Genomic DNA, 19,664 nt, shown 5'->3' on the forward strand with positions numbered 1-19,664 from the left:
TCAACCGGATAAGAGACGATTCAAATCGTTATAGAGCGCAACGGCCATCAGCAAGGCAAGCAGTCCCATGCCGATGCGCTGACCCAGTTCCAGCGCCTCTTCCGAAACTGGGCGGCCCCTGAAAAACTCCAAAAGATAATACATCAAATGCCCGCCATCCAGCACCGGCACTGGCAGCAGGTTCAGCACGCCGAGACTGATGCTGATCAGCGCCAGGAAGCGCAGATAGGGGCCAAGCCCCAGCCTCGCCGACTGGCCGGCGTAGTCCGCGATCGCCACCGGTCCGGAGAGGTTGCGCCAGGAAATGTCGCCGGTGATCATGTGCCCCATCATTTCGAGGCTCAGCTTGGCGGTTCCCCAGGTCTGCGACAGTGCCCGCCCGATCGCATCCAGCGGACCGTAGCGTACAACCACCAGCAAGGGGGAATGCTGCCCGTCGGTCACCTGGACCATGATCCCGATGCGACCGACCGCCTGTCCGTGCTCGGTCGCCGCTTCAGTGGTCAACCGCAGCCGCCGGATTTCACCGTGTCGCCTGAATTGCAGACTCAGTTCCCGGCTCGGGCGGGCACGAATGGCGCTGGTCACTTCATCCCAGTAGACGATCGGTTGCTCGTCGATACCGACGATCTCATCCCCCGCCGCCAGGCCGGCTTTCTGCGCCGGAGAGCCGGGGGCCACCGCACCGATCATCGGGCGCAACCGCTGGCGCTGCAGGGCGAGGCCGAGCTTGCCCATCAGGTTCTCATCCACCTCCGTCGCGCCGAGATCGCTCAAATCCAGTTGTCGCTCGACCGACGCATGCCCCTCGGACTGCAGCTCCAGGACCGCCCTGCCCCGCTCCAGCGCGCGGGAAATCAGGGCCAGGCGCAGCTCGCTCCAGGTCGCCACCGGCACGCCATCCACCGCCTTGACCAGTTCGCCGGACCGGATGCCGGCCTGGGCGGCGACGCTGCCCGCGACGGGCTCGTCCAGCAAGGGACGGACTTCCTGCACGCCCTGGACGAACATCACCCAATACAGCAGCACCGCCAGCAGCAGATTGGCCAGCGGTCCCGCCACCACGATCGCGATGCGTTTGCCCACCGGCTGGCGGTTGAATGCGCGGGGCAGATCGTCCGGTGCGACCTCGCCCTCCCTTTCGTCCAGCATTTTCACGTAGCCGCCCAGGGGAACCATCGAAACCGCCCACTCGGTGCGATCGGCGCCGAATCGGCGCACCCACAGGACGCGGCCGAAACCGACGGAAAAACGCAGCACCTTCACTCCGCACCAGCGGGCAACCAGAAGGTGTCCCAGTTCGTGGACGACGACGAGGGAGCCCAGGGCCAGGACGAAGGCCCCCAGGTACCAGGCAAGACTGGCGGCGCTCATCCCGTCAGGCCTGCAATCACCGTCTGGGCCGTTTCCCGCGCGATCCGGTCGGCGGACAGCACCGATTCCAGATCCTCGACGGCCATGGCCGGCACACGATCCAGTACACGGGCAATCACGTCGGCAATGCGCAGGAACGGCAGACGCCGGTCGAGAAAGGCCGCCACCGCCACTTCATTGGCGGCATTGAGCACGGCGGGCGCGCTGCCGCCCGCCTGCAACGCCCGATAAGCCAGCTCCAGGCAGGGAAAGCGCGCCGTGTCGGGCCGTTCGAAGGTCAGTTGCGCCACGTCGAACAGATCCAGGGGCGCCACGCCGGCATCGATCCGTTCCGGATAGGCCAGCGCATGAGCGATCGGCGTCCTCATGTCGGGGTTGCCCAGCTGCGCCAGCACCGAGCCATCGCTGTAGGCGACGAGAGAGTGAATCACGCTCTGCGGATGGATGACCACCTCGATCAGTTCGGCCGGCGCATTGAACAGCCAGTGGGCCTCGATCAGTTCCAGGCCCTTGTTCATCATGGTGGCGGAATCGACCGAGATCTTGCGTCCCATCACCCAGTTGGGATGAGCGCAGGCCTGCTCGGGAGTCACGCGTTGCAGCTGATCCAGCGGGATGCTGCGAAACGGGCCGCCGGAGGCCGTCAACAGGATGCGGCGCACGCCGGAGCGGGCCAGGTTCCCGGCATAGTCGGCGGGCAGGGACTGGAAGATCGCGTTGTGCTCGCTGTCGATGGGCAGCAACTGCGCCCCGGACTGGCTCACCGCGCCCATGAAGACCCGGCCGGCCATCACCAGGGCCTCCTTGTTGGCCAGCAACACCCGCTTGCCCGCCCGGACCGCGGCCAAGGTGGGCTTCAGACCCGCCGCGCCGACGATGGCCGCCATCACGGCGTCGACTTCGGCCAGCGCCGCCACCTGTTCCAGGGCCGCCTCGCCCCAGAGGATTTCGATGCCCCGCGCCTCGGTCCCCAGGATCACCGCCAACTGATCGGCGGCGGCGGCATCGCAGGTCACCGCGTAACGCGGCCGGTGCTTGCGGCACTGCTCGGCCAGCTCCGCCATCCGCTGATGACCGGTGAGGGCGACGACTTCGAAGCGATCCGGATGCCTGGACACCACGTCGAGGGTACTCAAGCCGATCGAGCCGGTAGCTCCGAGAATGGTCAGGCGTTGGCGAATCATGGGTTCACGAGGGTCAACACGAGCGCCGTAAGCGGCAAAGTCGAAGTCAGGCTGTCGATCCGGTCGAGCACACCGCCATGCCCCGGCAGCAGGGCGCTGCTGTCCTTGACCCCGACCTGCCGTTTGATCAGGGATTCGAACAGGTCGCCGACGATGCTCGCCGCCGTCAGCAGCAGCAGCAAGACAGCATAAATCAGCGGAGCAACCTCCAGCTTGAATGCCGCCGCCATGCCGAAGCCATAGGCCTGGACCGCCAGCGCCGCTCCGGCCGCGCCTTCCCAGGTCTTGCCCGGACTGATGGCGGGCGCCAGCTTGTGGCGGCCGAATGCCCGGCCGGCCAGATAGGCGGCGATGTCGGCGACCCAGACCAGTCCCATCACCGCCAGCAACCGGGTCGGACCCAGCGCGTACAGACGCGCCAGGGCCCCCCAGGTGGGCAGCAGCAGCAAGAGGCCGATGGCGAGGAACGGGACGTTGCCGACCAGGGGCCAGCGCCGGCGAAACCAGCAGGGCACCGCCACCAGCCAGAACAGGGCGGCGACGCCCCACAGCGACAGCCGGATTTCCGGCAACAGATACAGCAGGCCGCAGCCGAGCATCACCAGCAGCGGAAAGAGTTTGCGCCAGAAGAAAGGGTTGCCCCCCGCGAATCCGCCCCATTCCCAGGCTCCCAGGCCCGCCACCAGGGCGAAAAAAGCCAAGGCCCAGGAGGACGGCGCCAGAAACAGGATTGCCAGGACGACGGCAACCAACACCACGGCGGTCAAGAGCCGCAGCTTAAACATTGCCGTCCGTCCCCGCACGCGGCGACGGCGTCAGTTGCTCGCTGGTGCGACCGAAACGGCGCTCCCGTGACTGATAGGAAACGATCGCCTGATCCAGGGCCGCGCCATCGAATTCCGGCCACAGGCAATCGGTGAAATACAGTTCGGCGTAGGCCAGTTGCCAGAGCAGGAAATTGCTCACCCGCTGCTCCCCGCCGGTGCGGATGAACAGATCGGGCTCCGGCGCGTAGGCCATGGAGAGGTGTTCGGCCAGGTCCTGCTCGGTCCAGTGCCCGGCTTTTTCCGGGTGCTGACGCGCCAGCGCATTGGCGGCCTGGAGGATGTCCCAGCGTCCGCCGTAGTTGGCGGCGATGGTCAACGTCAGACGGGTATTGCCGGCCGTCAGGGCCTCGCCGGTCCGGACCAACTCGAGCGTCCGCGCATCGAAGCGGGACAGGTCTCCGATGACCCGCAGGCGCACGCCGTTCTGGTGCAGCTTTTCAACCTCGGCCTGCAGGGCCGCGACGAACAAGCGCATCAGGAACGAGACCTCATCGGCGGGGCGGCGCCAGTTCTCGGAACTGAAGGCGAACAGGGTCAGGTATTCGATGCCGCGCTCGACGCAGGCCTTGACCATCGTGCGGACGGTCTCGACCCCCCGTTTGTGACCGGCCACGCGCGGCAGGAAGCGCTTTTTCGCCCAGCGCCCGTTGCCGTCCATGATCATGGCGACGTGGCGCGGCACGGCCCGCACTTCCGGGATATCCCGCGTGGAGCTGAGGAATGACATCAAGGGACGATGGTGGAGACGGTGGCGGACGCTTCAGACCGCCATCAGGTCCTTTTCCTTTTCCGCCAGCATCTTGTCCACGTCGGCGACGAAGCGGTCGGTGAGTTTCTGGATTTCGTCCTGGGCGCGGCGCTCGTCATCTTCCGAGACTTCCTTCTTCTTCAGCGCGTCCTTGAGCGTATTGTTGGCGTCCCGGCGCAGGTTGCGGACCGCCACCTTGGCGTTCTCCCCCTCGTGCCGGACCACCTTGATCAGTTCCTTGCGGCGCTCTTCGGTGAGCATCGGCATCGGCACCCGGATCAGGTCCCCCTGGGTGGCCGGATTGAGGCCCAGATCGGCCTCGCGGATCGCCTTTTCCACTTTGGCGACCATCCCCTTCTCCCAAGGCTGGACGCCGATGGTGCGGGAATCCACCAGCGTCACGTTGGCGACCTGGGTGATCGGCACCGGGGAACCGTAATAATCCACCTGCACGTGATCCAGCAGACCGGTATGGGCGCGGCCGGTGCGCACCTTGCCCAGATCGTTCCGCAACGCATCCAGGCTTTTCTGCATCTTCTGTTCGGTGTTCTTCTTGAGTTCGGGAATCATCTCAAGCTCCTATACATGCACCAGGGTGCCTTCGTCCTCGCCCATCACGACGCGCTTCAGGGCGCCCGGCTTGAAGATCGAAAACACGTTGATCGGCAACTTCTGATCGCGGCAGAGGGCGAAGGCCGTGGCGTCCAGGACCTTCAGGTCGCGGCCGATGGCCTCGTCGAAGCTGATTTTGGCGAACCGGGTCGCCGTCGGATCCTTCTTGGGATCGGCGGTATACACCCCATCCACCTTGGTGGCCTTGAGCACGATTTCCGCCCCGATCTCCGAACCGCGCAGGGCGGCCGCGGTATCGGTGGTGAAAAACGGATTGCCGGTGCCGGCGGCGAAAATGACGATCTTGCCTTCTTCCAGATAGCGGATCGCCTTGCCCCGGATATAGGGCTCCACCACCTGCTCGATATTCAGCGCCGACTGGACGCGGCCATTGAGGCCCGCCTGGCGCATCGCGTCGGACAGGGCCATGGCATTCATTACCGTGGCCAGCATTCCCATGTAATCGGCGGTGGCCCGGTCCATGCCGGTGGCCGTGCCCGCCACGCCACGAAAAATATTGCCGCCGCCGATGACGATGCCGATCTCGACTCCCAGTTCGGCCACCGCTTTCACTTCCGCGACGATGGTTGCCAGCATGGCGGGGTTGATGCCGTAGGCATCATCCCCCATCAGGGACTCGCCCGAGAGCTTGAGCAGGATGCGACCATAGGCGGCGGGCATGGCGATTACCTGGCGGCGGCAGCGGCAGCCTGAGCGGCGACTTCGGCGGCGAAGTCGGTCACCTTCTTCTCGATGCCCTCACCGACGATGTAGAGCACGAAGCCGGCCACCGAAGCGCCTTTGCTCTTCAGCAACTGCTCGATGGTCTGCTTGCCGTCCTCGGCCTTGACGAAGACCTGGCCGAGCAGGGTCACGTCCTTCAGATACTTCTGCACGGTGCCTTCGGCGATCTTTTCCAGCATCGCCTCGGGCTTGCCGGCTTCACGCGCCTTCTCGATAGCGACGCGGCGCTCGGTTTCCAGCAGTTCGGCGGAAACGCCGGACGCGTCGAGCGACTTGGGCTTGGAAGCGGCGATGTGCATCGCCAGGTCCTTGGCCAACTGCTCGTCGCCGCCCACCACGTCGACCAGCACGCCGATCTTGGCGCCGCCGTGGATGTAGGACGACAGCTTGCCCTTGGCTTCGACACGGGCGAAGCGGCGCGGCGACATGTTCTCGCCGATCTTGCCGACCAGGGCCAGGCGCACGGAATCGACCGTGCCATCGCCCAGCGGCAGGGCCGCCAGCGCGGCGACGTCGGCGGGGTTCTTCTCCGTCACCAGCCTGGCGCAATCGGCGGCCAGATTCAGGAAGTCGTCGTTCTTGGCAACGAAGTCCGTCTCGGAATTGATTTCAAAAATACTGCCGGTCTTGCCGTCGGCACCGATATGGATCGCCACCACGCCCTCGGCAGCCACGCGGGCCGCAGCCTTGGTGGCCTTGTTGCCCAGCTTGACGCGCAGAATCTCCTCGGCCTTGCCCATGTCGCCGGCCGCCTCGGTCAGGGCCTTCTTGCACTCCATCATGGGCGCGTCGGTCTTCTCGCGCAGTTCTTTGACCATGCTTGCGGTGATTTCCGCCATGAAAGTCACTCCAGAATCGATTGAAAACAATTGGGCGCCGCAGGCGCCGGGCAGCACTGCCCCGGCACCCCGGCGCCCTGGCTAGCCTTATTCGGCAGACTCTTCCTCGACCTCGACGAATTCGTCTTCACCGGCCAGCGCCTGGACCACCTCGTTGAGGGACTGGCTCTTGCCTTCGAGAATGGTGTCCGCGGCGCCCCGGGCATAGAGGCGGATGGCGCGACTGGAGTCGTCGTTGCCGGGGATCACGTAATCCACGCCTTCGGGAGAGTGGTTGGTATCGACCACCGCAACCACCGGGATGCCCAGCTTGTTGGCTTCGGTGATGGCGATCTTGTGGTAACCCACGTCGATCACGAACAGGGCATCGGGCAGGCCGCCCATGTCCTTGATGCCGCCAATGGACTTCTGCAGCTTGTCCATTTCGCGCTGCAGCGTCAGCGCTTCCTTCTTGGACAGGCGCTCGAAGCTGCCGTCCTGGTTCATCTGCTCCAGATCCTTGAGGCGCTTGATGGAAAGCTTGACGGTCTTGAAGTTGGTCAACATGCCGCCGAGCCAGCGCTCATCGACGTAAGGCATCCCGGCGCGCTGGGCTTCCTCGGCGAGGATTTCACGCGCCTGGCGCTTGGTGCTGACGAAAAGAACGGTGCCCTTCTTGGCAGCCATCTTGCGCAGGAACTCCATCGCCTCCTGGTATTTCACCAGGGTCTTTTCCAGGTTGACGATGTGAATCTTGTTGCGATGGCCGAAGATGTAAGGGGCCATCTTGGGGTTCCAGAAACGGGTCTGGTGGCCGAAATGGACACCCGCCTCCAGCATTTGACGCATGGTCGTGCTCATCAGAATATCTCCGATATGGGTTAAAACCGCCGCCCGGCCGCATTGCAACCCTTACGGGATCACCCATTCGGCGCCGGGCGTGTGAATTACCGTCCGGCAAACCTACCCCGGACAGCCGCAAGATTATAGCGTTTTCATCGACTTGGCGGCAAGGTCCGCCGTACTTTGGCGGCCGCTGCCGCGGCGTGCAGGATTACAGCAGCCGCTCCACCTGGGGCTGAATCTGCTCCGGCGGCGTCGTAGGATCGAATCGCGCCACGATGCGGCCCTGCCGATCCACCAGGAACTTGGTGAAATTCCACTTGATGTTGTTTTCGATCAGTCCCTCGGGATTGATCTTCTGCAGGATGTCGATCAGCTTCTGCGCCCCTTCGCTCTGAATCTCCTCCGGCGCGTTGGCCTTCAGATACTTGAACAGCGGTGCCGCGTTATCGCCATTGACTTCGATCTTCTCCGAAAGCGTGAAGCTCACCCCATAGTTCTTGGTGCAGAACTCGCCGATTTCATCGGAACTGCCCGGCTCCTGGCTGCCGAACTGATTGCAGGGAAAGCCGATCACCGCCAGGCCCTTGCCCGCCAGCGCCTTATGCAGCGCCTCCAGCCCTTCGTACTGGGGCGTGAGGCCGCATTTGCTGGCGGTATTCACCAGCAGCAGCACCTTGCCACGGTAGTCCGCCAGATTCAGCGGCTGGCCATCCAGGGTCTTGCCTTGAAAATCGTAGATGCTGGTCATGATGCACTCCTCAAATGGGAAGGCGACAATCTAGCGCATTCAGGAGCGGCGGCATAGCCACCGGATCGGCTGATCGGCAGACAAAGCTCTACTGCAACCCTTCCGCCAAACCTGCCTGAAAAATTTGTAGGTAGCACCTCCCTCCCGACGTACAGAAACGCTCATTCATCAATCAGGTGGCTGCGTTCACCGGCCTGCCCCGGGTAGACGCCGCCAGCCGCGCCAATCAGCGCACAGCGAGCAGGCCGCCGTGGAACGCCGCTGCCGCCCATAGCGCCCAGAAGCGTGCGCACTTCGTGCACAATGGGTAGCAGCCTGCCCCATTGCCCCCTTATCCGACCGACACTTTCGTACCATGACCTCAATGAGCAAACTCCTCAACACCATCATCTGCCTGTTCTTGGCACTGCTGACCGTAGGCCGCAGCCTGGCGGAAACGCCCCCTCCGCCCGAGCCGCCAAGACAGATCGTCCTCGAAGGGGCGCGGAATTTCCGCGATCTGGGCGGCTATCCCGCCGGCAACGGCTATCGCGTCGCCTACGGACGGATATTCCGTTCCGACAATCTTTCCCATCTATCGGTCCAGGACTGGCAGACCCTGCGGAAGCTCGGTATCGGCACCGTGGTGGATTTCCGCTCTGCAGAGGAAGTACAGGCAACCCCACCCCAGGCGCCCGCAGGCATCCGGGTAAAAGCACTGCCGATCGGCTTTGCGGGAATGAATATCGAGGACTTCAGGAAGCGCCTGATGAGCGGCGACCTGGATCGTGAGCTGCAGATCCAGACCTATAGCAATATCGCGCTGAAGCAATCGGAGTCCTACCGTCAATGGTTTGCGCTGTTGCAGCAAGCCCCGGTGGGAAGCGTATTCCATTGCACCTCGGGCAAGGATCGCACGGGGCTGGCGGCGGTATTGCTGCTAACGACGCTGGGCGTGCCACGGGAAATCGCATTGGAGGACTTTGTCGCCAGCAACACCTTTCTCAAGGAAGGCATCGAGGTCACCCTTCGGAATATCCGGAAAAACCCATCGTTCAAGGGCAACGAACAAGATATCCGGCGACTCCTGGGCGTGGAGAGACGGCAAATGGAGCAGACGATCGCCGATATCGAAGCGCGCTACGGATCGCTGGATCGCTATCTGGAAGACGTATTGGGCGTTGGTGAAAAAGAAAGGAAGACACTCCAAAGCCTTTATTTGGAGGCCATCCCGTCCGACTAGCAGCGGCCATGACCAGGGAAACCAGGGAGTGCGAATCCCACGACTCCCACTCATGAAGCGGCCAGTCGCGGCCATTGTCCTGCTTGCGCCATTGCTGACATCCTGCATCTATCTGCCCCATACCGAAGTGACGGTGGATCCGGAATGCGGTGTGCTCGAACGCAAAATGCACCTGACCGTGACCGAAGTGGCGCTCTACGGCCGTTGCGTCAATGAGGGCTGTGTCGCCTTGCTCGTGAGTGCCGGAGCGGCTTCAGCGGCGACGGCCGTGGTATCCGGCAGCGTCGTGGTTGCGGGGAACGCGGTCTACTGGCTCGAAAAGCAGGGGCGCTGTCTGCGTGAAAGATTGCGCGCGCCCGACCGGCCGCCCATGGAGCCGGTCAAGGCCGCACCCCTTCCACCCTAGCGCCTTGACGCCCCCTAGCGATTGAAGGCCTTGGCTTCCGCCGCACAATCATCCTTCGGCTGCAGGCCTGCAGCCCGCGCCGCAGCCACCTCGCGCTTGGCTTCGGCCAGTTGCGCGACAAACCCCGTGTTGGCGTGGAGCCTTGCCACCACGGCGCTGCCGAAGAGCCGACCCGCCGCCACGTCGCTCGCCCAATGCACGTTGCAGATGCGCCGGCTCTCGCCGAATTCGTAGCCCCGCTGCACCAGGGCGTTGGCCCGCTCCGGCGCCAGCTCGGCCAGGATCAGCCCCCAGGCCCAGCCGATGGCGGCATGGCCTGACGGATAGGAACCGTCCTTGCGCAGATAGGATTCATGATCCGGCGTGCAGGTGGGTTCGCCCTTTGCCATGAAGGGGCGAGCACGCTGGTGGAGGTGCTTGGCCTCCCGGGAGCCGAAACCGGCATCCACCAATGAGCGCCGCAGCAACATCGTCAGGTTGGGGCTCGTCGCCTCGTCGATGGGCAGGCCCAGCGCACAGGAAAAAGTGTCCGCCGCCTTGGGGAACATCAGTTCCGCATCCTTGCCCGCCCGCTGCCAGCGGGGCGTACCGCGCAGGGCGGCGGCGGCCTGCTTGGCCTCCTCGTCGGCCGCCTGGGCCGGCGAGCCCGCAGCCGGCGGCGGCGGCAGCAAAGCCTTGCTGTCAAGCTGCTCCCCGGGGGAGAGATAACCGGGGGCAAAACCGGGATAGGGGCCTTTCCCGACGGCGGATGGAGAACCCGCGGACTCCTGTGCCCCATGGGCATAGGCAAAGGCAAGGAGCATCAGTGCAAAGACCGATTGTTTCATTGTCGTCTTTCGTTCCATTGTCATCTTCCAAACCATGAGGAAAGCGTGGAAGCTAACACAGCCCGGAACCACAGGCTTTGGCGCGCTACTCAAAACAGGCAGGTTTTCAGACCAGCAACTTCAGTCCCACCACGCCCAGCACCACGGCGATCCCCATGCGCAGCACGGCATCCGGCAGCCGTCCGCCGAAATGGGCGCCGATCCAGACCCCTGGGATCGACCCCAGCAGCAGGCTGCCCAATAGCCGGAAATCGACATTGCCCATCAGGATGTGCCCGGCCCCGGCCACCAGGGCCAGCGGAATCGCATGGGCGAGGTCGGTCCCCACCAGTTTGGCCGGCGTCAGGCGCAAGGGGTAGAGGAAGACCAGCATCACCGCGCCCAGGGCGCCGGCGCCGATGGAGGTCAGCGCCACCAGGAATCCCAGGACCATCCCCGCCAGTATGGTCAAGGCCGGCTGGAACCGTTTGAAATGAGTCGGATCGCCGATCCGCATCCGCTTGCCGATCTGGTTCAGGAACGGCTTGGCCGCCATGGCGCAGGCCGTGAGGATCAGCACGCTGCCCAGGGCGACGATGATCGTACCCTGCCGAACGCCGCTGGAGCCGGCCCAGTGCAGCCACATCAAGGTTCCCAGGGCGGCGGGCAGGCTGCCCAGGGAAAGACGCCGCACCACCTGCCAATCCACACGTCCTTGCGAACCGTGCACCGCCACACCGAACATCTTGGTCAGCGAGGCATAGAGCAGGTCGGTGCCGACCGCCGTGTGAGGGGCAACCCCGAGCAGCAGCACCAGGAGCGGCGTCATCACCGCCCCGCCGCCGACCCCGGTCGCTCCGACCAGCATGCCGACCATCAATCCGGCCAGCGAATTCAACCCGACTTCCACCTGGTTCCCCTCTTCCCTACGTGCCCGCCATCTTGCCTCAAACCAGATCGGAATTCCTTGGTATCGTCGATGGACCGCTCCGCCAGCAACCGGGAAACCAGGCAAAAATTGTATTCATCCCGCCCTATTCCTCGGCTTTGTGCACCGGCGGCGCGGCATAGCTCTGGTCCAGCAGAGCCGGCCCCGGGAAGTAGGCGCGCAGGAAGAGGTTGAAATCCTTGTCCTTGGGAGAAGGCAGCCAGTTCGCCGCCTTGTCGCCTTCAGGGCGATCCGGCTGGATGTAAATGGTCAATGAGCCGTCAGCCCCGTATTTCAGTCCCGGCACCTTGTCGCCAAAGGTATAGCGTCCCGCCGCGTTGGGAACAAGGTTGAAGTTCTCGTCATACAGCGTCACCGACCAGAAGGAATAGGCGACCGGAATTTCTTCCTTTTTGAAATGAATCACATACTGGTTGGCACCATTCAGCGGCTTTTCATCGGCATCGACGAAGGTACGCAGCTTCACCGATTCCTCGATCTGGTGTTCGACTATGCCGGAAAATACCTGGGTTCCCGCCCGTCCCAGGAAGTCGTCCGAAGCCGCCATCCGCCCCCAGTTGCTGGGCCCATAGAACCAGCCGTTGCGCACCCTGGTGGCGCCGACGATGGACCCGCCGGCCTTGGCAACACGGGCCAGCAAATCGCGGCCATCGACGATGGCCCGCCGCAGGCCCCGCTGAATGGCAGGGTCGAGTTGTTCGATATCCTGTTTGGCGGCGGGGCCGAGCCCCACCAGGGCGAATTGCCGCATCAGCACGTCATGGTCGGGCGGTGGCGGGTTCTCCCGCATCACCGCGTTCATGGTCCTGAACGCCCCGAGGGGATCATCCGGGGAGGCCACTGCCACGGGAGCCCGGCCTTGCGGTAACAGGGCTTTCCGACGATAGACGCTCAAAGGCGTGATCCTGTAGCCATCCTGGAAAGTCCCCATCCTGGGCAGGTCGTCTTCCGTTCCATCCGTGTAGGTGCGGCCCAAAACAGCCACCCAGGGCGTCCAGGAGCGGATGACATTTCGAATACCCTTGGGTGTCTTCCCCTTCCACCCGGGGCCTGCCAGCAGATAGTCGCCGGGAATGTTATGAGTTGCCCGCACGCCGATATAGCCGATCGTGTCGCTGTACATATCGCACAACTGGAGCGAGTAATAGCGCCGCTCGGGGTTGGGGGGAACGGTCAGCACCATCGGCTGCTGGCTGACATCGGCAAAGGCGAGGGAGTAGGCCGTTTCCCGATTCGGCGAACCGCCGTACTTCTGCCCGGGGTCCGCTAGATGTCGGGTATGAAAGTACCGATTCACCATGCTCTGCCCACCCGGCAGCGGCTGGGCCCGCAGTTCCGCGAAGGTGATGATGGGATAGCCGTAGATGAAGGCCTGCATGCCGGTGAGGTAGGCAAACTCCTCGTTCCATGCCATGGATGGCCGCTGGAGAGCGGAGTCTCCCTCAATGGCCCATGATCGAAGCACGCAACAGCACAGCAGTCCGGCGATCAATACCCGTGGAAATACCATGAGTTCCCCCTGATTCTCATCGACTTGATCAAACCAGCCCCAGCAGCTTCGGCATGTTGGGCTGGCCGCTCCAGGCCGTGATGCCGCCATCCACGGGGATGATCGCGCCCGTCATGTAACTGGCGTCGTCGGAAGCCAGGAAACGCACCAGTTTCGCCACTTCCTCGACCCGGCCGATGCGGCCCAGGGGAATGTTGGCCTCGAAGCCTTGGCGCAGCACTTCGATGTTCACGCTGTGCTGGGTGATGGTGGTGGCGATCAGCCCCGGACAGACGGCATTCACCCGGATGTTGTCGCGGGCATGGTCCAGGGCCATGGCCCGCGTGTAGTTGATGACCCCGCCCTTGGCGGCCGAGTAGGCGGTGAAGGCGTAATCCCCCGCCATGCCGCTGATGGACGCATTGTTGATGATCGCCCCGCCTCCCTGGCGCCGTATCAGCGGAATCGCCGCTCTGCTGGCGTAGAAGACCGAGTGCAGGTCCACGGCGATCACTCGTTCCCAGTCGGCGGCCCCGATATCCGGGGTCTCGCCGAAAAAACCCATGCCGGCATTGTTGAAGAGGATGTCCAGCCTCCCGAAGGCCTCCTCCGTCGCACGCACCATCGCGGTGGTCTGTTCGTAGTCAGCCACGTCGCCGCAAAAGAAACGGATGGCATCGGCGCCATGACGTGCGGACAACTCATCCACCAGCGCCTGCCCCGCCTCGGCGCGGGTGCCGGAGAACATCACCCGCGCACCCTGTTCGAGGAAATCCCTGACCGTACACTCGCCGATCCCCGAGGTGCCGCCGGTGATCAGGGCCACCTTGCCCGCCAGAATGCCCTGCCCTGCCGCAATCTTGCCCATGCTGCCTCCTTGATGAAAACCGCGCCCGCTCAACGCACCCGCACCACGGGGGGCGGCGTGTACTTGCCCTCCACCGCCTCCTGGGTGGGCTGGTAGATGCGCATGATCAGATGGATGCCCATGCCCGGCAGGGACGGCAGCCAGTTCGCCCGCAGGATCGGATCCTGCGGTTCCTTCGCCGAGACGTGGATCGTCAGCGAGCCGTCCGGGTTGTACTTCAGCCCCCGGGTGTTGCTGCCCACGTGGTTTCGGTGGATGAGGTTGTCCACCATGAAGTGGGTGGTGGAGTCCATCAGGGTAATGGACCAGAAGGCCAGGGCCGGCGGCGTCTGCCCCTTGGGGAAGGTGATGGTGTAGTCGTGATCGCCGCTCAGCAGGCGGCCCTCGGAATCACTGTAGGCATTGGGATAGACCGACTCTTCCGGGATATTGCCTCCCAGGCCGCCGAAGACGCACAGGGCCCGCAGTACATAGTCCTGGCCGAAGAGCCCCATGTGTCGCGGTGCCGTGCCCCAGCCGCCGCCATTGCCGGCCATGGGGCGGGCCCGCATGGTGTCGAGGAAGCGGAAACCCTCCTTGGCCGCCTGCTCCAGCCCCGCCACGGTCTGCCCGGGCAGCTTCTGGGAATCAAACACCACGTTGGGGCCGAACCCCGCCGCGTCGAACAGGGCCATCAGCCCCTTGTCCTCCCTGGGTGCATCAATCTGGCGCAGATGATGGTTCACCACCTTGAAGAAATCGACGCTCTCGCGGATGTCGTAGCTGGCGTCGACCAGGGGCGGCACATTCTTCTGGGGCGTCTGGGGCAGGTTCCTGGCGTTGGCCGGATCCTTCAGATAGCTCGCCAGGTCGATCAGGCGGAACTTGCGCTCGTACTTCTCGTGTCGCTCCCGCTCGTTGTCCCGCGTCGCCTCGATCCGGGTCAGGATCCAGGTGGTCGGCGTGCTGAGCTTCACATGCCCCTGGACTCCCGGCGGCAGGGGCTTGTCCCAGTCCTTGTAGGTAATCAGGTAATAGCCGCCCTGCTGGCCGATGGTGCGACTGCTGAGGTAGGCCTCGTCCACGGTGTAGTAGTTCTCGAACTGGACGCTGTACCAGATCTTTTCCATAGGCGGGATGTAGATCACATACGGGTTGTCCTTCACGTAGAGCCAGGCCGAGGCATACAGCACGTCGGGATTGGGCACGCCGAACCAGGTGGTGGTGTGGTCGGAGAGCCGGCCGCCGTTGAAGTAGCCGAACACGCCGTGGGGCGCGCTGTTGTCCTTGGCGATGCCCTTCACCTGACGCATCTCCGCCACGGCAAATTCGAAGAAGGGGATGCCGTAGAGATAGCCCAGCATGCCGACGGAGCGGGAAAAATCCGTCATCGACTGACCGAAGTGCTTCTGCTGCTCCTCGGACCAACCCTTGTCAGCCGCCTGCGCCAGACTGGTCAGCAGGCACAGGGCCAGTAGAACCGCGCGTTTGACACGATGCATCATGTGAGTCTCCTTGTTGATTTCGACCGGTTACCGACGGTCGATCTGGGCGGCAAAGCGTTCGCGGTAGAAACGGAAACGTTCCGCCAACGCCGCCTTGTCGAGGCCGAAATCCTCCGGCGCATAACGATGGGTGCCGAATTTGTCCTGGCGGTTCTGTTCGAGAAATGCGGCCATCCTCGATTCAAAGAGTGGGCTCACCGACAATCCGAACTGCCGATAGATGGCCTTCACGGTGCCGATGGGGTCCGCCACCAGATCGCTGAACGCGATGTCGGCAAACTGGGTGTCCTTCTCGGGGTGGGCGTCGCGCCAATCCACGTAGCGGTGCAGCCAGAGCTCCAGCATGTCCGCGGTCTTGGGGCCGGCCGTGGTCTTGTCCACCTCGCCCATGGATTGTTCCCAGAGGTGCCAGTGCAGGCTGGAATGGCTGGTGACGGCCTCGACCGGTTCGCGGTGATTGGTGATCACCAGGGCATCGGGGTAGGTGGCGAAGAGATGCCCCATGAATTCCATGTGGGACGGGGCCTTCAACGCCCAGCGCTCCCGGCGGAAACGGGATTGAAGATGCTGGAGGAACATCTTGTGCCAGCGGTAGGCCGGTGTCGGATCCTGGGCATCGACCCAGTCGGTATAGTCCCAGATCGGCAGGCCGGCGCCGTAGATGTAGCTGAGGCACTCCATGGAGAAGATGCCGATGCATTCCTGGGGCAACTGGGCGTCCACGGGATGCACGGCGAGGATCTTCGGGTTGAGGCCGTCGACGGCCTGCAATCCCTGGTTCGTCATCTGGATGCGGGGGTCCGTCTCATAGCTTGCCGCCTCCGGCGGCGGACAGGGCATGGAGGTCTCCCAGAGCAGGGGCGCCCGGTTGTCCGGGTCCTGCCCCAGAAGGCCGATCATGAGCGTCGTGCCGGAGCGCGGCAGGCCGAGCACGAACATCGGCTTGCGGATCGTCTCCGCGGCCACCTCGGGATGCCGCTTGCGATGGTCCCAGACCCCGAGCCGAGCGATCAGGTTGCCGAGGATCATATTGCGGGCGCGCAATAGACCCATTTCAGTCAGCCGCAGTTGATTGACGGCTGAGACGAGGCGTTCCAGGCCCTCACGGAAGGTCTCGGGGCCGAAATCCTCCAGCCCGGTGGCCTGGGTGGCCATTGCCAGCAAATCATCGACGCGGAAGTCAGGGTAATGGGTTTCCATATCAGCGAACCATCAAAATCAGGAAGGGAAATGAGGCTGGGCGCGGCGAAAGCCCCCCAGGGCCACCAGGCCGAACCCCATGGTGGTCACCAAGGCGTAGCGCAGGGCCTGCGGCCCCGCCAGCGGCTGGAGGGCGTCGCTCAACAGGCCGACGACGAAAGGCCCGAGGCCGAAGCCGATCCAGGTATTGGAGAGGGCCAGCAGGCCATTGGCCAAGGCGCGCCGATCCGGCGGCACGAGGAAGCTCATGGCGGTAAACACCGCGGGCATCCACAGGGCGCTGACGAAGCCGAACAAGGCGGCAAACCCCATGGCCTGGGGAACTGAGCCCAGGTTCCAGCCCACCGGCCAGAGGAACACGGCCATGGCACAGGGAATGCTCAAGGCCAGGCTGAGGATGGGGGTTCCCAGGCGCCAGGCCGGATTCCGCCGCGACAGGGCGGCGCTCACCCCGCTGCTGACGAGCCCCCCCACCAGGGAAGTGAGGGTGCCCACCACCGCCACGAGCAGGCCCGCCTGGGCCAGCGGCAGACCATGGATTCGCACCAGATAGGCCGGCAGCCACATGGCGTAGGCCACGGTCATGAGGGAACTGAAGCCGGAGCCGATCACCAGCCAACGCACGGCGGGCATCGCCCAGAGACTCGCCAGAGCGGCGAAGATGGACGGCGCCCCCGGCTCCTCGGCACCCACAGCGACGGGCCGCAGTCTACGGGGTTCGGGCACCCACAGGGCGACGGCCACGGCCAGCACCATGCCCGGTATACCGATGGCCGCGAACGCCGGCCGCCAGCCATGGTGGGCCGCCACCCAGCCCCCCGCCCCCAGGGCCACCAGGGTGCCCAGGTAGGGACCGATGAGATAGAGGCTCATCACCATGCCCCGCAGGCGTATCGGGTAGTAGTCGGGCACGAGGGACAGGGACGGCGGCGTCACGCCGGCCTCCGCGGCCGCCGTCAGGAGCCGCAATATCACCAGTGCCCCCAGGCCGCTCGCCCAGCCGCAGGCCCAGGTGGCCAACCCCCAACAGAACATGGCGCAGGCGATCAGCCCGCGGCGGTTGGCGCGATCCGCCAGTCGGCCGGCCGGCAGACTGAGAAGCCCGAACAGCAGGGCGAACACCACGCCCGCCACCAGTCCCAAGGCGCCATCGGAAATCTGGAATTCCTGCTTGATGGGTTCCAGCAACACCGACACCACCTGTCGTCCGGCGAAGGTGAAGACGTTGGTGAGCATCAGGATGCCCAGGGCCAGGTGGCAGCGCCAGGCCGGCATGGAATGTGAAGACACGGAGATCCCGCCCCCTGAAAATGAATGGGAGGGACCTTAAAGGGTCAAGACGATCCTCCGCAATTCGGATTCGAGGGAACGCCATGCACTGGCAAGCCTCTGATTCGAAAACGACTAATCCTGGCCCTGAGTCGTGTTCGGATTCGGCAGATCGACGATGGCGCGCACGATGCGGGCCAGGATGCGGTCCAGCTCCTCCGAGGCCAGCAGATCGGGCCGATCCTCCACCAGGGCCGCGATCATGGCACGGATGCCCCGCGCCAGCAGGTGGGAAGCCAGGGGAAGGTTGCCGACACGGCCGCCCACGCCCCGCTCGTCGAGGATCTGGATCATGCCGTCCACCATCTCCGCCACACTGAGGCGTCCCTTCTCGTTCATGGCCCAGAGCTGGTAGTGGTGGGTATAGCGGCGATGGAAATCCCCGCCGAGCGCGAGCATCTTGCGCTCCACCTGCACCACGCGGCCGATGACGCCATCGAGATACTCGGGCAGCGACTGCTCGCGCATCCGCGCGTAATCGGTGTTCGCCGCCTTGGCTTCATCCAGCAGCACCTCCCGGGCCAGATGCGCCAGGATGGCTTCCCGGTTCGGGAAATATTCGTAGAGCGAACCCACGCTGACGCCGGCCCGCTCGGCCACATTGCGGGTCGTCACCGCCGTGGCGCCTCCCTCCGCCAGCAGTTCGCGGGCGGCGGTGAGCATGCTGTCCACCGTGTGCTTGGCCCGGCGCTGGGTGGGCAGACGGCGGTGGGTTTCGAAATCACCGCGCATGGGCTTGGCATCGGCAGCGGCCTTGCCAGCGCCAGCCATTTTCTTCCTGCGAAGCGGTGCGAAAGCGGAGCTCACGGCGATTGACGCCCTCACTCCGGCGCCAGGGCGCGTTCCACGAGCTTCGCCCAATAGCGGATGCCCGTCGGGATGATGTCGTCGTTGAAATCGTAATGGGGGCTGTGCAGCGTGCAGCCGCCCTCGCCCGGCCCGTTGCCGAGCCAGACGTAGCAGCCGGGCACCACCCGCGACAGGTAGGAAAAATCCTCCGCGCCCATGCTGGGCTTGAGGTGGGTGAAGACCCGTTCGGACCCCGCCACCCGCCGCGCCGCTTCGCGCGCCAGCAGCGTCGGCGCTTCGCTGTTGATCGTGGGCGGATAGCCGCGCTCGAAGCGCAGGGACACCCGCACCCGATGAGTGGTTTCGATGCCGTTGCAGATCCGGCGCATGCCCTCTTCCATCGCATCCTGCCATTCCGGGCGCAAGGTACGAACCGTGCCGCCCAGCAGTGCGGTTTCCGGCAGCACGTTGTCGGCATGGCCGGCGTGGAAGCGCGTGACGCTCACCACGGCGGACTCCAGCGGATCGGTATTGCGCGACACCAGCGTTTGCAAGACCTGCACCAGGGCGCTGCCCGCCACCACCACGTCCGCCGTCTGGTGGGGCATCGCCGCATGGCCGCCGTGGCCGGTGATCTCGATCTCGAAACGATCGGCGCCGGCCATCACCGGCCCCTCGACGACGCCGAAGCTGCCCGCCGCCATGCCCGGCCAGTTGTGCAGGCCGAACACCATGTCCATCGGGAAGCGATCGAACAGCCCCTCCTCGACCATCACCCGGCCGCCGCCGTCGTGCTCCTCGGCGGGCTGGAAGATGAAATACACCGTGCCGTCGAAATGGCCGACCGCCGCCATGTCCTTCAGGGCCTCCGCGGCACCCAGCAGCATCGCGGTATGGCCGTCATGGCCGCAGGCGTGCATCTTGCCCGGCTGCTTCGAATGATGGGGGAAGACGTTGAGTTCCTGCAGCGGCAGGCAGTCCATGTCGGCCCGCAAGCCGATGGCGCGCGGGCTGGTTCCGACGCGCAGGCGGGCCACCACGCCGGTGCCGGCGAGTCCCCGGAAGACCTCCAGGCCGAGCCGCTCCAGATGGTCCGCCACCACTTTGGCCGTACGATGCTCCTCGAAGGCCAATTCCGGATGGGCGTGCAGGTCGCGCCGCAGCGCGGCGATGCGGCTTGCCAGGTTGGGCAACTGATCTTCCATGCTCATGATTCGTCTC

Annotated in this window: 20 protein-coding genes; 2 read left to right on the forward strand and 18 right to left on the reverse strand. The window is 64.5% G+C overall.

Translation table 11 applies throughout. The features are described from left to right. From rseP to B9N43_RS04085, 9 genes are all read right to left on the reverse strand, one after another. Positions 1–1,374: an RIP metalloprotease RseP gene (gene rseP / locus B9N43_RS04045; RefSeq protein WP_145841039.1), complete on the reverse strand. Its 1,374-nt coding sequence runs from the start codon at positions 1,372–1,374 to the stop codon at positions 1–3. After that, positions 1,371–2,558, reverse strand: a complete 1,188-nt coding sequence (gene ispC, locus B9N43_RS04050; protein ID WP_145841040.1) for a 1-deoxy-D-xylulose-5-phosphate reductoisomerase — start codon at positions 2,556–2,558, stop codon at positions 1,371–1,373. Before ispC ends, rseP begins: the two co-directional genes overlap by 4 nt. Further along, complete coding sequence (locus tag B9N43_RS04055) at positions 2,555–3,343, reverse strand: phosphatidate cytidylyltransferase (RefSeq protein WP_145841041.1); 789 nt, start codon at positions 3,341–3,343, stop codon at positions 2,555–2,557. Before B9N43_RS04055 ends, ispC begins: the two co-directional genes overlap by 4 nt. After that, the gene (gene uppS / locus B9N43_RS04060; protein ID WP_145841042.1) at positions 3,336–4,112 is read right to left on the reverse strand and encodes a polyprenyl diphosphate synthase; all 777 of its coding nucleotides are present in this window, start codon (positions 4,110–4,112) and stop codon (positions 3,336–3,338) included. Before uppS ends, B9N43_RS04055 begins: the two co-directional genes overlap by 8 nt. A gap of 33 nt (positions 4,113–4,145) precedes the next feature. Beyond that, on the reverse strand, positions 4,146–4,703 hold the full coding sequence (frr, locus tag B9N43_RS04065) for a ribosome recycling factor (RefSeq protein ID WP_145841043.1): 558 nt from the start codon (positions 4,701–4,703) through the stop codon (positions 4,146–4,148). 9 nt (positions 4,704–4,712) lie between these two features. Then, a complete protein-coding gene (pyrH, locus tag B9N43_RS04070) occupies positions 4,713–5,426 on the reverse strand; it encodes a UMP kinase (RefSeq protein ID WP_145841044.1) in 714 nt (237 codons plus the stop codon). A 5-nt stretch (positions 5,427–5,431) separates the two neighbouring features. Next, on the reverse strand, positions 5,432–6,328 hold the full coding sequence (tsf, locus tag B9N43_RS04075) for a translation elongation factor Ts (RefSeq protein ID WP_145841045.1): 897 nt from the start codon (positions 6,326–6,328) through the stop codon (positions 5,432–5,434). An 87-nt stretch (positions 6,329–6,415) separates the two neighbouring features. Further along, the gene (gene rpsB, locus B9N43_RS04080; protein ID WP_145841046.1) at positions 6,416–7,168 is read right to left on the reverse strand and encodes a 30S ribosomal protein S2; all 753 of its coding nucleotides are present in this window, start codon (positions 7,166–7,168) and stop codon (positions 6,416–6,418) included. Positions 7,169–7,361: 193 nt separating this feature from the next. Then, the gene (locus B9N43_RS04085) at positions 7,362–7,901 is read right to left on the reverse strand and encodes a glutathione peroxidase (RefSeq protein WP_145841047.1); all 540 of its coding nucleotides are present in this window, start codon (positions 7,899–7,901) and stop codon (positions 7,362–7,364) included. 364 nt (positions 7,902–8,265) lie between these two features. On the opposite strand from B9N43_RS04085, the gene B9N43_RS04090 reads away from it, so the two are divergent. Then, entirely contained in the window at positions 8,266–9,123 is an 858-nt protein-coding gene (locus B9N43_RS04090) for a tyrosine-protein phosphatase (RefSeq protein ID WP_186453970.1), read from the forward strand. Positions 9,124–9,175: 52 nt separating this feature from the next. Continuing rightward, positions 9,176–9,529 (forward strand): hypothetical protein, encoded by a 354-nt coding sequence (locus B9N43_RS04095; RefSeq protein WP_145841049.1) that lies wholly within the window; start codon positions 9,176–9,178, stop codon positions 9,527–9,529. A 14-nt stretch (positions 9,530–9,543) separates the two neighbouring features. Here the strand turns inward: B9N43_RS04095 and B9N43_RS04100 are convergent, their stop codons facing one another. From B9N43_RS04100 to B9N43_RS04140, 9 genes are all read right to left on the reverse strand, one after another. Then, positions 9,544–10,356: an acid phosphatase gene (locus B9N43_RS04100; RefSeq protein WP_186453971.1), complete on the reverse strand. Its 813-nt coding sequence runs from the start codon at positions 10,354–10,356 to the stop codon at positions 9,544–9,546. Between the two features lie 106 nt (positions 10,357–10,462). Continuing rightward, positions 10,463–11,233 (reverse strand): sulfite exporter TauE/SafE family protein, encoded by a 771-nt coding sequence (locus B9N43_RS04105; protein ID WP_315904556.1) that lies wholly within the window; start codon positions 11,231–11,233, stop codon positions 10,463–10,465. A gap of 136 nt (positions 11,234–11,369) precedes the next feature. After that, positions 11,370–12,698, reverse strand: a complete 1,329-nt coding sequence (locus B9N43_RS04110; RefSeq protein WP_186453972.1) for a DUF1254 domain-containing protein — start codon at positions 12,696–12,698, stop codon at positions 11,370–11,372. Positions 12,699–12,822: 124 nt separating this feature from the next. Continuing rightward, the gene (locus tag B9N43_RS04115) at positions 12,823–13,641 is read right to left on the reverse strand and encodes an SDR family NAD(P)-dependent oxidoreductase (RefSeq protein ID WP_145841053.1); all 819 of its coding nucleotides are present in this window, start codon (positions 13,639–13,641) and stop codon (positions 12,823–12,825) included. 29 nt (positions 13,642–13,670) lie between these two features. After that, entirely contained in the window at positions 13,671–15,125 is a 1,455-nt protein-coding gene (locus B9N43_RS04120) for a DUF1254 domain-containing protein (RefSeq protein ID WP_145841054.1), read from the reverse strand. A 27-nt stretch (positions 15,126–15,152) separates the two neighbouring features. After that, a complete protein-coding gene (locus B9N43_RS04125) occupies positions 15,153–16,325 on the reverse strand; it encodes a sulfotransferase family protein (protein WP_145841055.1) in 1,173 nt (390 codons plus the stop codon). An 18-nt stretch (positions 16,326–16,343) separates the two neighbouring features. Next, positions 16,344–17,615, reverse strand: a complete 1,272-nt coding sequence (locus B9N43_RS04130; protein WP_145841056.1) for a spinster family MFS transporter — start codon at positions 17,613–17,615, stop codon at positions 16,344–16,346. 114 nt (positions 17,616–17,729) lie between these two features. Continuing rightward, the gene (locus B9N43_RS04135) at positions 17,730–18,425 is read right to left on the reverse strand and encodes a TetR/AcrR family transcriptional regulator (protein WP_145841057.1); all 696 of its coding nucleotides are present in this window, start codon (positions 18,423–18,425) and stop codon (positions 17,730–17,732) included. Between the two features lie 50 nt (positions 18,426–18,475). Then, positions 18,476–19,654 carry a M20 aminoacylase family protein gene (locus tag B9N43_RS04140; RefSeq protein ID WP_145841058.1) on the reverse strand — a complete coding sequence of 393 codons (1,179 nt, stop codon included), beginning with the start codon at positions 19,652–19,654 and terminating at the stop codon, positions 18,476–18,478. Between the last annotated feature and the right edge of the window lie 10 nt (positions 19,655–19,664).

It is taken from the genome of Denitratisoma sp. DHT3, from assembly GCF_007833355.1.
Classification (GTDB): Bacteria; Pseudomonadota; Gammaproteobacteria; order Burkholderiales; family Rhodocyclaceae; genus Denitratisoma.